The sequence below is a fragment of the Neisseria arctica genome, assembly GCF_022870905.1.
Taxonomy (GTDB): Bacteria; Pseudomonadota; Gammaproteobacteria; order Burkholderiales; family Neisseriaceae; genus Neisseria; species Neisseria arctica.
Window position 1 is genome coordinate 1,611,199 of the sequence record NZ_CP091510.1, and the last position, 13,079, is coordinate 1,624,277.

The 13,079-nt window shown below is 47.0% G+C and carries 14 protein-coding genes; 8 read left to right on the forward strand and 6 right to left on the reverse strand.

Annotated features, from left to right (window positions below; all coding sequences use genetic code 11):
• Window positions 1-82 precede the first annotated feature (82 nt).
• The 3 genes from LVJ86_RS07450 to tilS all read right to left on the reverse strand — a co-directional run bounded on the left by LVJ86_RS07450 (window position 83) and on the right by tilS (window position 2,704).
• Window positions 83-682, reverse strand: coding sequence for a sigma-E factor negative regulatory protein (locus LVJ86_RS07450; RefSeq protein ID WP_047760278.1), 600 nt, complete (start codon window positions 680-682; stop codon window positions 83-85).
• A 4-nt stretch (window positions 683-686) separates the two neighbouring features.
• Window positions 687-1,286 (reverse strand): RNA polymerase sigma factor RpoE, encoded by a 600-nt coding sequence (gene rpoE / locus LVJ86_RS07455; protein ID WP_047760279.1) that lies wholly within the window; start codon window positions 1,284-1,286, stop codon window positions 687-689.
• Between the two features lie 77 nt (window positions 1,287-1,363).
• The gene (tilS, locus tag LVJ86_RS07460; RefSeq protein ID WP_053008294.1) at window positions 1,364-2,704 is read right to left on the reverse strand and encodes a tRNA lysidine(34) synthetase TilS; all 1,341 of its coding nucleotides are present in this window, start codon (window positions 2,702-2,704) and stop codon (window positions 1,364-1,366) included.
• A 293-nt stretch (window positions 2,705-2,997) separates the two neighbouring features.
• Between tilS and LVJ86_RS07465 the strand changes: the two genes are divergently transcribed.
• The 4 genes from LVJ86_RS07465 (at window position 2,998) to LVJ86_RS07480 (ending at window position 5,494) form a co-directional block, all read left to right on the forward strand.
• Entirely contained in the window at window positions 2,998-4,101 is a 1,104-nt protein-coding gene (locus tag LVJ86_RS07465) for a hypothetical protein (RefSeq protein ID WP_047760280.1), read from the forward strand.
• Window positions 4,098-4,562, forward strand: a complete 465-nt coding sequence (locus tag LVJ86_RS07470; RefSeq protein WP_047760281.1) for a low molecular weight protein-tyrosine-phosphatase — start codon at window positions 4,098-4,100, stop codon at window positions 4,560-4,562. Before LVJ86_RS07465 ends, LVJ86_RS07470 begins: the two co-directional genes overlap by 4 nt.
• Before the next feature lie 65 nt (window positions 4,563-4,627).
• Entirely contained in the window at window positions 4,628-5,065 is a 438-nt protein-coding gene (locus LVJ86_RS07475; protein WP_047760282.1) for a DNA polymerase III subunit chi, read from the forward strand.
• Window positions 5,066-5,245: 180 nt separating this feature from the next.
• Window positions 5,246-5,494 carry a DUF1289 domain-containing protein gene (locus LVJ86_RS07480; protein ID WP_047760283.1) on the forward strand — a complete coding sequence of 83 codons (249 nt, stop codon included), beginning with the start codon at window positions 5,246-5,248 and terminating at the stop codon, window positions 5,492-5,494.
• Between the two features lie 97 nt (window positions 5,495-5,591).
• On the opposite strand, the gene LVJ86_RS07485 is transcribed toward LVJ86_RS07480, so the two are convergent.
• Window positions 5,592-7,805, reverse strand: coding sequence for a RelA/SpoT family protein (locus LVJ86_RS07485; protein WP_047760284.1), 2,214 nt, complete (start codon window positions 7,803-7,805; stop codon window positions 5,592-5,594).
• A 244-nt stretch (window positions 7,806-8,049) separates the two neighbouring features.
• Here LVJ86_RS07485 and grxB point away from each other — a divergent pair, with 244 nt between their 5' ends.
• Complete coding sequence (grxB, locus tag LVJ86_RS07490; protein ID WP_047760285.1) at window positions 8,050-8,694, forward strand: glutaredoxin 2; 645 nt, start codon at window positions 8,050-8,052, stop codon at window positions 8,692-8,694.
• A gap of 47 nt (window positions 8,695-8,741) precedes the next feature.
• Here the strand turns inward: grxB and LVJ86_RS07495 are convergent, their stop codons facing one another.
• Window positions 8,742-9,488: a pseudouridine synthase gene (locus LVJ86_RS07495; protein ID WP_047760286.1), complete on the reverse strand. Its 747-nt coding sequence runs from the start codon at window positions 9,486-9,488 to the stop codon at window positions 8,742-8,744.
• Between the two features lie 39 nt (window positions 9,489-9,527).
• A complete protein-coding gene (locus LVJ86_RS07500) occupies window positions 9,528-10,673 on the reverse strand; it encodes a THUMP domain-containing class I SAM-dependent RNA methyltransferase (protein ID WP_047760287.1) in 1,146 nt (381 codons plus the stop codon).
• A gap of 254 nt (window positions 10,674-10,927) precedes the next feature.
• On the opposite strand from LVJ86_RS07500, the gene LVJ86_RS07505 reads away from it, so the two are divergent.
• The 3 genes from LVJ86_RS07505 to aroC all read left to right on the forward strand — a co-directional run bounded on the left by LVJ86_RS07505 (window position 10,928) and on the right by aroC (window position 12,994).
• A complete protein-coding gene (locus LVJ86_RS07505; protein WP_268776974.1) occupies window positions 10,928-11,308 on the forward strand; it encodes an MBL fold metallo-hydrolase in 381 nt (126 codons plus the stop codon).
• Window positions 11,309-11,491: 183 nt separating this feature from the next.
• Window positions 11,492-11,698 (forward strand): sodium-independent anion transporter, encoded by a 207-nt coding sequence (locus LVJ86_RS07510; RefSeq protein WP_268776976.1) that lies wholly within the window; start codon window positions 11,492-11,494, stop codon window positions 11,696-11,698.
• 204 nt (window positions 11,699-11,902) lie between these two features.
• Window positions 11,903-12,994, forward strand: coding sequence for a chorismate synthase (aroC, locus tag LVJ86_RS07515; protein ID WP_047760288.1), 1,092 nt, complete (start codon window positions 11,903-11,905; stop codon window positions 12,992-12,994).
• Window positions 12,995-13,079 lie beyond the last annotated feature (85 nt).

Here is a 13,079-nt window from a genome sequence, read left to right on the forward strand (position 1 = left end):
AACAACATCAAATCAGCCCAGTAAGGTATCAAAAACGGCTTCCCATATCTTAAGGAAGCCGTTTTTGATGATACAAAACTTCTTAGTGTATCTTTTTGGTTTGATTAGACGTACCACTGCTCTCCAAAGTATTAACCTCGCCCGGTTTTTCTACTTGAATTGCAGGTTTAGCTTCTGCACTAGGTTCATTCGCTTGGGCCGCATTAGGAACAACCACTCCAGGCGCGGTATTATCGGTTGGTTTAACCACTTCTCCTTTAGCAGCAACCCCTGCAACGGGAACTACTGCATCATTGGACTTCAGCTGCAAAGATTGTTCATTCGCAACCTCTACAGAACCAACCTCACCAGTATGTAACGGCAACATCTGCCACCCGATCACAGCCACGGCCAATATACTGGCAGCAATGGCAAAGCCTTTAAATATGCTATTGGCAGGAGAAACCGGCTCTTCAATCTTTACTGCTTTTGCTGTTTCCGTTTTCACCGTCACGTAATCAAACTGCATATCAACCTGATGCATTGATAACCGTTGAGTACTTTGCAAATAATCACGGATTAAATGGTATTCGTTCCATTTTTGTTGCGCTTCGGAATCCTGCAATAATTTATCGAGCGCCTCTTCGGTTAACTCGTCATCCATTGCGGCAGAAACATATTCGTAATTCTGTTCTTTCGTCATTTCTCTACCACCTTTTATCTTCAGATGTGTCCAACAATGGCCGTAAATCTTTTGCTATAACTTCGCGAGCACGGAAAATACGTGAACGTACGGTACCGATTGGACAATCCATTATCTGAGCAATCTGCTCATAAGACAAACCTTCTATTTCCCTTAATGTAATAGCTTTACGCAAATCTTCAGGCAATTTTTCTATCGCCGCTTCTACCGTTTGCAAAATTTCTCGATTCAACATTTCAGCTTCGGGAGTATGATCATCTGCCAACTGCTCTGCCAAATCCATGACATCACCCTCATCATTTGCTACATCCGCGCTGACAAAAGGACGACGCCCTGATGTGGCCAAAAAGTTTTTAGCAGTATTGATAGCGATACGGTAAAGCCATGTATAAAATGCACTGTCACCACGAAAGTTAGGCAATGCCCGATAAGCTTTAATCAAGGCTTCTTGGGTAACATCATTCACTTCATGTTCATCATGGATAAAACGCGATAACAGGCGTGTCAGGCGACGCTGGTATTTAGAAACCAGCAATTCAAACGCTTTATGATCACCTTTTTGTGCACGTTGAACCAGCGCCTGATCGATTTTACGATCGTTCATTGATAACCTTTAATTTTAGCAAGTTATGTTCAGATGGCGTTGCGTGCATTCTTTGCTTATATACAGACAAGCCATCTTTATTTTGGTTCCAAAACAAACCGATTAAACTTTTTAAATACCGGTAAAGAGCCCCCGGCGACGCCATCATGAACACTTACCCAAATATTAGCAATAGCGATACAGCGATTTTCACTATCGGTTACAATAGGCCAATATGGCCTTAAGAATGGTGGCACCCTACATTCTTGTAAAATTTTCCAAACACTTTTTCGACCAACGGTTAAGTTTAAAGAATCATCGGTATTAACAACCCTAATCATACCAACTTGTCTTAACATTTCCTCACTTAATCCGAACGAATTATGCTGCAACGTAAAACCGTTATTTGTTAAGATATCGTTCAGACGACCACATATTTTATTATCCAGTCCCCAGGCATTTTCCGACAACCAATCATCTCGCATACCAAACAGACGGTTCCTGTAAGCATAAGCCTTACCTTTAGGTAACGCCCATTCTGCAGAACCACTGCCAATTCGGCTCAATGTTTCTTCAAAAGCAGATACCGATATCGCCGTCGGCGTCCCCAACCCTTGTTTGGCCGCAAAATATAATAATTGCTGGCGTCGGCGTGCAGGGCTCAAATACCGCCATAAATCAAGATCCAATACCTCTTCATGTAACATCCTATCGGCATCTTCAGCTACAACTTCCTGCAAAACAGCCAACTCGTCTTGCAAACAAGCAACACTACTGCCGATGTGCTTATCTATATTAGGAATACGCTCCCGCCACAGCGGCAAGCCATGATGGCGTAACCAATTGCGTAGTAACGAGCTATCTTGATTACTGGGATCTTCAATAAAAGCCAAATTATAAGCCCGTGCATATGCTTTTAATTCTTCACGGTCAAAAGACAACAATGGCCGCCACAGACAAACCTTACCATCCAATAGGCGTAATTCTGGCATGGCCGACAAGCTTCTTAAACCTCCGCCACGCAACACACCCAGCATAAAGGTTTCCACTTGGTCATCCCGATGATGCGCCAATGCAACACGGTTCGCTTTGCTGCGACTAAATACCTGATAGCGTTGCTCTCGAGCGGCAGCCTCAATTCCCCTGCCTTTAGTCTCAACCGTCACATACTCAATGCGTAACGGTATATCCCACTTTTGGCATAATTCCTCACAAAACACAGCCCACTCATCCGCCTGCTCCTGTAAACCGTGATGAACATGTACTGCTGTCACCGTTAAGCTCAAGCGCTCCCTCAGCTGCCTCAACATGTGTAACAACACAACGGAATCCAGCCCTCCGCTAAGACCAACTTCCACAATTTGCCCTCTCAAACCGCCATCGGAAAGAGAAGAAAAAAATTTACATACCCACTCGGGCGCCATCACAGAATCAGACATATTTAGTTTTCAGACAGCCTTATTTTTATTTAACATCAAGTTTTTTTTAAACAGTATTCTTTAGTAGCACTGCTTATATCGCATCATACATAGCCAAATAAGCACCAGATTTCCAAATAAACCGGATCAATAAATATTTTACTGCATTCATCAAATCATGTAGGCCGTCTGAAAACATATAAGACAAATTTTGGCTTCGAAACAACACAAGCCATATTAAGCACTCCCTCGAATAGTACCGATATTGCTATAATTAATTTCTATTCACACACCGATAACCACCAAAGCAAAAAATGACGATCCGACACACACTACCCGACACCCGCCCCTACCCTACCGATCCGGTTAAAAACGACTTACTGCTTTATGCAGACCAAATCGTCCGCAGCAATAGCGGAGCACAGCGCAAGCTTGCCGAAGAGTCTTTACGAGCAAGTATTTATACCATGCTCAACCAAAACCACTATCTCGGCCTATCCGTAGCCATGAGCATGGCACCCGACGCCGAACGCTACCGCGCCTTATTAAACGGCTTGGATGAAACCTTACAAGCAAAAACCGACGAAGAAGTACAATGGTTTGCCATGCCGGTGGTATTGGTGGCAGGTAACAATCAAAACCTTGTTCTCAACTTGGATACACCTTCCGTAGAAATTTCCGCTTGCCTGGCTAACTATCCTTCTCTACGCCCATTGGCCCAAGCCACTTGGCTACCCAAATTGATACAAGCTCAAAAATTGGCAGCAATCAAAGCCGGACAATGGTTCCAAGCCAAACAAAATACGACTACAGCCGAACAGTTTGCCGCCTCATTACCACAACATGACCTACATATCGAAGCAGGACAATCTGTACATGTTGTTTTCGCACTTGGCTATGGCGATAAAAATATTCAGACGGCCTTAAACCAAACGCTAAGGGAAGCGGCCTTGCCGCTGATGCAGGTATGGCAAGAAACACTCAAGCACCCTGGTTTAACACTATTTACCAACCCACTTGCTCCTGCTACCCCACTGCATGCTATCACAGAGGGTAGCCATATGCGCCTACGCATGGCGCTTGACGTTTTTGCCGCTAATGCCATTCGTGCCATCCGTCTGCAAAGCCCGCGTGTCGGTGTGGTTATTGCCGCACAAGAAGGCGGAAACTTGCTATTCGGTTTTAACGCCACCGACAGCCAGTTCGAATTACAACCGCAAGTTTTCAGCTGGCCCCTTTCTCCGGCAGAAAAAATTGAAACTATCCGGCAAAATTTTCTCGATCTGATGTTGGAATGCCGGGTAGAAAACATTCGCCAGCTTGATCATCCGATAAGTGAACAAGAAGAGCTTCCCGGTTACGCAGCAGCCTTAAAACTACCCGGCTTCAACCCGCTTTTCGCAGAAAGTGCAGAATGAAACAATACAAAGTTTTATTTGTGTGCCTCGGCAACATCTGCCGTTCGCCCATGGCGGAGTATGTTTTACGCCACCTTGCGCAAACAGCGGGCATCGGCAATCGTATCCTTTCCTCAAGCAGCGGCACCAGCGGCTGGCACGATGGTGAGAATATGCACAAAGGCACGCAGCAGACTTTACAAAAACACGGTATCAATACTGCCGGTTTTAGCAGCAGCAAAATAAAAAAAAGTGATTTTGATCATTATGATTTTTTAATCGCTATGGATGACGACAACCTCGCCAAGCTCGAACATTTATTCGGCAAACACCCCGAAAAAATATTCAAGCTAACTGATTTGATTCCCGAGTCAGGCTACAACTATGTTCCCGATCCTTGGTATACCGGTGATTTTGACGAAACATATATGCTCGCCGATGCAGGCTGTCGCGCACTATTACGTAAAATCAACATCATATAACAAACATACATACGGTTAGACACCTTCTTAATTGCCGTACCTACCTTGATACGAAAGCTTGATGAATGCCGAAAGCCACTTTCTATACCCATGTTGCCGACCCCGCCGATTTTGCCTGCCGCCTAGCGCAACGTGCACTGCAAAACAGCAACAGCATATTGATATGGACCGATACCGAAACGGCCGCAGCCAAGCTCGACATTGATTTATGGCGCTTTAACGCCACTTCTTTTCTACCTCATGAAATATGGCATGATGGTACGTATCCTGAAGATGTGCCGATAGTCATCTCAAGCGGCAACCAACTTCCTAAACAAACTACGGCAGAAGTAGTTTTAAACTTGTCCGCTGCTTTTTGGTGTGACACACGCCCCCAACCGTCGCGCGTATTGGAAATCGTTGGCACCAGCTTAGAAGAATTGGCCGATGCACGCGAGCGTTTCAAAGCATACAAACAAAGCGGTTTTGAAATAGAACACCACAATATGCAAAATAAAGCCTGAAAATCCCCTGCCCGACATTTCCCCATACGCTACCCGAATCTTTCAGGCGGCATCCCCTTACCTCGTAACTTTTACCACTTCCGGCAATACGCATCCCGTTGCAAAACAAAGCTGATTTCCCTTCCATGCGCTTGAAATTGCATTACAATAAAAAGCCCACCCTACAAACTTCCGCTACCTATGGAACAACTTGAATTCTTCGACATTCCCAGCCCCTGTATCGGTGTTTGCGAAGCCAACAGTAAAGGCTATTGCAAAGGCTGTTTACGCAGCCGTGAAGAACGTCTTTTTTGGCTAAAAATGAGCAGCACCCAAAAACATCAAGTTATCCGTCTGATTGCGATGCGTCGCCACAAACTCCAAAAGCTGGCTTGGGAAAGCCGCCAACTGGTTGTCTTACTGCCTGAACAAATGGATTTTGAGTTTTAAATTTTTAAAACATATTTAGCTTTCAAGCATGCCAAAAATAAAAAACCATGCCGTCTGAAATTTTCAGACGGCATGGTTTTTTATTTAGCATATATATTTATAGCCGGGTTACACTCAACACACCTTTTACATCCGACAAACTCGCCAGTACGCGCGGCAATTCGTCAACCTGCCTTACTTCAACGGTAAAGCGCATACTCGCCTCCAAATCGCGAGACTGGGTTTGCACCGCCGTCACATTGAGCTTGTGTCTTGCCAATGCATCAGAAACATCACGCAACAAACCGCCCCGATCTTGTGCACGGATTTCGATATCTACCGCAAATACCTGTCCGTCCTGAGTACCCGCCCATGTTGCCGGTAACACTTTATCAGGCGATTGCTCGGCCAAATGTTTAAATGAAGGACAATTGGTTCGATGCACAGAAATACCGCGCTCCCGAGTAACAAAACCGACAATTTCATCAGGAGGTGCCGGCTTGCAGCATTTTGCCAAAGTAGTCAGCAGGCCATCCTCACCGTCAATCAAAACCCCGTTTTTACCGCTTTTTTTGATTTTAGACTGTTTAACGATATTGGTTTCGCTCACCGGCTCGGGCTTAGGCTCATGCAGCGCACCGCAAGCCTTTTGAATAGCACGGGGTGAAAGCTCTCCCTGCCCTACGGCAGTATATAAATCATCGATTTGCTTAAAACCCAATTTTTCGGCCAAATCCTGCAAATTAGGCTTGGGCGAGATTTTAGCGATTTGCTTCTCAAACTGGTTCCGACCGTTTTCACGCACGGCCTCACTGTTTTGCTGACGGATAAAAGCACGGATTTTACTGATTGCCTTACTGCTTTTTACCCAACCCTCATAAAGCCAGTTTACAGAAGGAGAACCTTCTTTAGCAGTTATAATTTCTACCCTTTGACCGTTTTCCAACGGTGTGGAAAGCGGTACGATCTGCCCTTCTACTTTCGCACCGCGGCAGCGGTCGCCTATACTGCTGTGCAACGCATAAGCGAAATCAATCGGCGTCGCACCCGCCGGTAGCGATAATACTTTGCCATGCGGGGTAAGAACATAAATGGTATCGCTGAACAATTCGGTTCTGAATGCGCCTGCCAAATCCTCTTTATCACTTCCGGCCATATTTTCGCGCCAATCCAACAGCTGGCGCAGCCAAGCGATTTTCTGCTCATAAGCACTATCGCCTTTGCCACCCTCTTTGTAACGCCAGTGCGCCGCCACGCCGAACTCGTTAAACTGGTGCATATCAAACGTTCGAATCTGTACTTCGACACCTTTGTCTTCAGGCCCTACTACAACCGTATGCAGGCTTTTATAACCGTTCCCCTTGGGTTGGGCGATATAATCGTCGAACTCTCCCGGAATGGGTTGCCATAAACTGTGTACAAGCCCCAGCGTGGTATAGCATTCGGGGATGCTTTCTACCAGAATCCGCACGGCTCGGATATCGTATAAACCGTCAAACGTCAGCTTTTTTTTCACCATCTTTTTATAGATGGAATAAATGTGCTTCGGCCGCCCGGCCACATCATAACTAATGCCATATTTATCTAATTCTATACGTAAGCTTTGCAGGAAATTTTCAATATATTCCAGCCGCTCGGTGCGTTTTTCATCTAAAAGGCGGGCGATTTCTTTATATTTTTCAGGGTTCTGATGGCGAAAACCCAAATCCTCAAGCTGCCATTTCAGCTGCCACACGCCCAAGCGGTTAGCCAATGGGGCAAAAATATCCAATGTTTCCTTAGCCAGCTCGCGCTTATCCTCACTATCGGGCTGTGATCCTAAGAACTGCATAGTACGCGTACGCAACGCCAGTTTAATCAATACCACACGGATATCGCTAACCATTGCCAGCAGCATTTTACGCATGGTTTCCGCCTGCTGGTTCCGTTCTTCCGGAGTAGCCAAGCTGTCAACTTTAGCAAAATGGGTTAACTTCTGTACCTCATCAATACCGGCAACCAAATTACATACGCTGGCACCGCATTGTTCGGTTACCACTTCGCGCCAATCCTCCCGATATGCAGAAATATCGGTCAACAGCGTAGCCGCAATCGCATCGGAAAGTAAATCCATCTCGGCCACCATTTGAGCCGCACCCATCAGATTGCTCAGCAGTGGTTCTCCCACCGGCGTTGCAGCTCCCTCAGGGTAGCTTTCTTCTGCCAACGCCAATGCACGCTTAAGCAGTTTGGCATCAGCCTCCGAAATCTTATCCGCGTAAATATCAAACCATTGGCGGTAATTTTCCAAATTAGGAGCGATGCTGCTGGGTGCCGGCGAACTACTGTTCATAGAATTTTCCGATAGATCTGATTGAGAATCGGTATTGTAGCAAATTTACCCTGCGGTTTGATAACTTTCATAACCAATACACAATGCCCGTCCCTTATGACTATTCTCCCTAAAATACGGCGTGTTTACCGGATAGCTGTAAACATAAAAAAATCTAAAAACTTTTCCCATTAATGGAACCGTATTGTTTCAGACGGCCTAAAGTGCTAAGGTAATTGCTCCTATACCTCCGAAAGGCAAACGTATGAAACTGTATATTTACGATCATTGTCCGTTTTGCGTACGGACACGGATGATTTTTGGCCTATATAATTTGCCGTTAGAGGAAGTGATTCTACAAAATGATGACGAAGCCACACCCATAGGATTAATCGGTACCAAGCAAGTGCCTATTTTAGAGAAACCAGATGGTACGCATATGGCCGAAAGCTTGGATATCGTACGCTTTGTTAATGAATATGGCGGCGGTTGCCTTGCTGAAAATATACGCCCTGAAATTCAACAGTGGTTCAACAAAGTCAACGAATATCAAAACAAGCTGGTTCAACCGCGCGATGTGTTACTGGGACTACCCGAATTCTCTACCCAATCGGCAATTGATTATTTCGTGAAGAAAAAAGAGAAAAATATCGGTAATTTCCAAACCAATCTAAGCAAAACCAAAAGCTATCTGGAGCGCCTGCATCAAGATTTGGCCGAATTGGATAACTGGGCAAAAGCTCCAAATGCCCTAAACGGGGAAATCAGTATGGAGGATATCTTGATTTTCCCGATTCTACGCAACCTTACTATGGTACGCGGACTGGAACTTCCCCCTAAAGTACAAGAGTATGTTGAGACCATGAGCGAACAAAGTAAAGTCCCTCTGTTTTTCGACCGTGCTCTATAGCCTAAAAAAATCAGGGGCAATCCATATCAGCCCCTGATTTATTTCAATTAAAACTGCTCGTTTACATTTAGATAGCGCCATTTTCCGGGTGGCAGGCGGCCGAGTTTGACTTTGCCCATCCGTATGCGCTTTAAGCCCACTACGCGCAAACCGACCAACTCACACATTCTGCGGATCTGACGTTTTTTACCTTGCTTGAGTACGAAGCGTAATTGATCTTCGTTTTGCCATGACACCTCGGCCGGTTTAAGACGCTCACCATCCAAACTCAAACCGTGATTCAACAAGCGCAAGCCTTCTTCTGAGAGTTTGCCGCGCACGCGTACCAGATACTCTTTTTCCGAACTGCTGTTTTCGCCGATTAATTGTTTGGCAATGCGTCCGTCCTGTGTCAACACCAGCAGACCTACCGAATCGATATCCAAACGCCCGGCCGGTGCCAAACCGAATTTATGCTGTTCGCTGTATTGGATACGGCTGGTATCACCCTCCCAATGGTTTTCAGGGGTAATCAGCTCCACGGCCGCTTTATAACCTTTTTCTGCTTGCGCGCTTACATAGCCCACGGGCTTGTTCAGTAAAATGGTCACTCTTGCAGCCTGCTGTTCATGTGCCTGCTTTTGCAGATCGATACGGTCGCCACGGGTAACTTTTTGCCCGAGAACGGCAGTTTTACCGTTTACTTTCACCCATCCGCTCTCAATATAACTATCGGCCTCCCGGCGGGAACACAGCCCGAGTTCGGCCATACGTTTGGAAAGGCGTAACGGTTCGTTATTTTCTGTATTTTGCATAATCAATATCTTTCAGACGGCCTCAATACCAACTGCGGTTCAACGGTTCGACCCCTGCACCATTTCCAGTAAAAACAAACGGCAATCTAAATTACCGTTATAAAGCGGTATTTTACGCTTCGGCGAAAGGCGCATAAACTTCGGCATTTCCCGATCACCGGTAAACATACCGATCAGCCAGCCTGCATAATATTGTTTCAACCATGCGCCCAGTTGCGGATAAAGAGCCTGCAATGCCTGCACCTCCGCCAAGCGCACGCCATAAGGAGGATTGGAAATCATAATCCCGCCCGAACCGTTGGGACGTACCGACTGTGCATCTTTTACCTCCCAGCGGATCAAATCGTCCACTTCGGCAGCCTGAGCATTAGCCATAGCGGCACGTATCATGGCACGATCATTATCACTGCCTGAAATAGGCGCAACGGTTTTGAAACTGATTTTTTGTTCTGCCTCACGGCGGATTTTATCCCACAAGGCCTTATCGAACCCGACCAATTTTTCAAAACCGAAACGACGCATCAAACCCGGAGCACGGTTGGCGGCAATCCATGCCGCCTCGATAGCAATCGTGCCGCTGCCGCAAAAAGGATCCTGAAACGGTTGGCTACCGTTATATCCCGCCAACAACAGCAAACCGGCCGCCAAGTTTTCCCGCAAAGGAGCCTCTCCCGTGTCTTGCCGGTAGCCGCGTTTGAATAATGCCTCACCACTGGTATCGATAAAAATCTGCACCGTTTTTTCATCAATAAAAGCATGTACGCGCACATCGGGGTTGAATTTTCCCACGCTCGGACGTTCGCCGCATACGTCGCGAAACGCATCGCACAAAGCGTCTTTGATTTTCAAACCGACAAAATCCAGGCTTTTCACCTGCGCACGCTTGCCCTCTACTTTTACTTTAAAAGTTTGCGATAAAACAAACCAATCCGCCCAACGGATATTGCGCGCCAACTTGTAGATATCTTGCTCGTTGCGGTAAGTGCCTTTAGTTAGGCGCAACAAAACGCGACTAGCCGTGCGCGAGTGCAAATTGATGCGGTAAACCTGCTCCAATGAGCCCTTGCAAGCCGCACCACCGTCGGTAGCGGCAATTTCGGTGCAGCCTTGTACCTGCAATTCGTCAGCCAATATATTTTCCAAGCCACGCGGGCAAGTAATAAAGAGAGAGTAAAGCGTCATCATTGTTCCTTTCTGGGTAGCAGAAGCATTCAGGCCGTCTGAATGCGGGTGATTAATTGAGCTGCGGATTATAGCCGATAAACAACTAAATTGCTGAAGAAATTGAAAATCTATACCCGTACTTACAAAAAAGCATTTAACAAACTTTTCCTGCAACAATAGCATTTATTAATTTTTCAAAAACTAAATATTAAAACTTTAAAATATAAATTACCCGCCTTACGACAACCAAAGGGCTCACCGCGATAAACCTACTGATTTCGAACAGCCCTGTCGTTCAAGCTTTTTTCGACCAAGCAAGCAATACCTTCAGCTATGCAGTGCGCGATCCACAATCCAATGCTTGTGCGATTATCGACTCGGTGCTTGATTTCGATTACGCCTCCGGACGCACCGTTTTGGATTCAGCCGATAAAATTATCCGCCATATCGAGACCGAGAAATTAACAACCGAATGGATTTTAGAAACCCATGTCCATGCCGACCATCTTTCCGCAGCCCCGTATCTGCATGAAAGGCTGGGTGGGCAAACAGGTATCGGCAGCCATATCACCGCCGTTCAAAATACTTTCGGTAAAATTTTCAACGCAGGAACTGAATTTGCACGAGACGGCAGCCAATTTGACCGCTTGTTTTAAGACGGCGACGAATTCTCAATAGGCCGTCTGAAAGCACGCATGATACACACCCCCTGCCACAACGCCTGCCTGTTTGAGCTACCTGATCGGTGATGCAGTATTCGTCGACACCTTATTATTGTATTACTGCAGCATTAGGAAAAATCGGCGGCAGCGAGCATTTCCGCAATATCAGGGTGCCACATAGTAGAAACACCGTCGCAAGCCGTATTTATCCGCATCGACGAAAGCCTGTATTTTCCAAACGCACGTTTTCTCGAGAATCACATCAGCCATATCGTGCATACGCACCCCAAAACCGAACACATTGTTTTGGCTTGTTCCGCCGTCAACCCTATTGACACTTCCGCACTAGAAAGCCTGTCCAACATTAACAGCCGCCTGAAATAAAGCGGTCTGCTCAAACAGCTCAACGGCGATGTTTTCATCAGCACTTATGCCCCATGGCAAGCACTAGGCAGTAAAAACCAAGCGGATACCACACACAACCCAAACCCGAAGCCGCCAACACTTTTTCAAACTTTCAGACGGCATCAAAGCCCCCGCTTTTATGCTAAACTTCAATTCCCTATATCCACCACACATCCATACATCATGGCAGGCAATACATTCGGACAACTCTTTACCGTAAGCACATTCGGCGAAAGCCACGGCCCGGCACTCGGCTGTATCATCGACGGCTGCCCCCCCGGCTTGGAACTTAGCGAAGCCGACATCCAAGCCGATCTCGACCGCCGCAAACCCGGCACCAGCCGCCACGTTACCCAACGCCGCGAAGCCGACGAAGTCGAAATCCTCTCAGGCGTATTCGAAGGACGCACCACCGGCACCCCCATCGCCTTGCTTATTCGTAATACCGACCAACGCAGTAAAGACTACGGCAATATAGCCCGGCAATTCCGCCCCGGCCATGCCGATTACACCTACTGGCATAAATACGGCATACGCGATTATCGCGGCGGCGGCCGCTCCTCTGCCCGCGAAACCGCTGCCCGGGTAGCTGCCGGAGCTGTTGCAAAAAAATGGCTGAAAGAAAAATTCAACACCGAAATCACTGCCTACGTTACCCAAGTCGGCGAACATAAAATTACTTTCGAAGACTACAGCCATATCAACAACAATCCTTTTTTCGCCGCCAACGAAAGCCAAATTCCCGCACTCGAAAACTACATGGACAGCATACGCAAGTCGCTTGACTCCGTAGGCGCCAAACTCCGTGTAGAAGCCCGCAATGTACCCGTCGGCTTGGGCGAACCGGTATTCGACCGGCTGGATGCGGATATTGCCTATGCGCTTATGAGCATCAACGCCGTAAAAGGTGTTGAAATCGGCGCAGGATTCGGCAGTGTGGCTCAACGCGGCAGCGAGCACGGCGACGAACTCACCCCCGAAGGCTTTTTAAGCAACCATGCGGGCGGCATTCTCGGCGGCATCTCCACCGGGCAAACCATTACCGCCAATTTTGTCGTCAAGCCCACCAGCAGCATTGCCACACCGCGCCGCTCCATCGATATTGACGGCACCCCCGTGGAAATCGCCACCCATGGCCGGCACGATCCCTGCGTCGGCTTGCGCGCCGCACCGATTGCCGAAGCCATGATCGCCCTCGTATTAATCGACCACGCTTTGCGCCAACGTGCTCAAAATGCCGATGTGCGCGTACAAACACCGGATATCGCCGGATAGACCCTCCAGTAGCAATAATGCCGTCTGAAAATTTTTTCAGACGGCATAAATATGGCTGGAAATACTCTTTTTTATTCCAAAAAAC

Bases quoted from the DNA above. Each gene is read 5' to 3' on its own strand.
- LVJ86_RS07450 (WP_047760278.1), bottom strand. From the start codon at position 682: ATGACGAAAGAACAGAATTACGAATATGTTTCTGCCGCAATGGATGAC.
- rpoE (WP_047760279.1), bottom strand. From the start codon at position 1,286: ATGAACGATCGTAAAATCGATCAGGCGCTGGTTCAACGTGCACAAAAA.
- tilS (WP_053008294.1), bottom strand. From the start codon at position 2,704: ATGTCTGATTCTGTGATGGCGCCCGAGTGGGTATGTAAATTTTTTTCT.
- LVJ86_RS07465 (WP_047760280.1), top strand. From the start codon at position 2,998: ATGACGATCCGACACACACTACCCGACACCCGCCCCTACCCTACCGAT.
- LVJ86_RS07470 (WP_047760281.1), top strand. From the start codon at position 4,098: ATGAAACAATACAAAGTTTTATTTGTGTGCCTCGGCAACATCTGCCGT.
- LVJ86_RS07475 (WP_047760282.1), top strand. From the start codon at position 4,628: ATGCCGAAAGCCACTTTCTATACCCATGTTGCCGACCCCGCCGATTTT.
- LVJ86_RS07480 (WP_047760283.1), top strand. From the start codon at position 5,246: ATGGAACAACTTGAATTCTTCGACATTCCCAGCCCCTGTATCGGTGTT.
- LVJ86_RS07485 (WP_047760284.1), bottom strand. From the start codon at position 7,805: ATGAACAGTAGTTCGCCGGCACCCAGCAGCATCGCTCCTAATTTGGAA.
- grxB (WP_047760285.1), top strand. From the start codon at position 8,050: ATGAAACTGTATATTTACGATCATTGTCCGTTTTGCGTACGGACACGG.
- LVJ86_RS07495 (WP_047760286.1), bottom strand. From the start codon at position 9,488: ATGCAAAATACAGAAAATAACGAACCGTTACGCCTTTCCAAACGTATG.
- LVJ86_RS07500 (WP_047760287.1), bottom strand. From the start codon at position 10,673: ATGATGACGCTTTACTCTCTCTTTATTACTTGCCCGCGTGGCTTGGAA.
- aroC (WP_047760288.1), top strand. From the start codon at position 11,903: ATGGCAGGCAATACATTCGGACAACTCTTTACCGTAAGCACATTCGGC.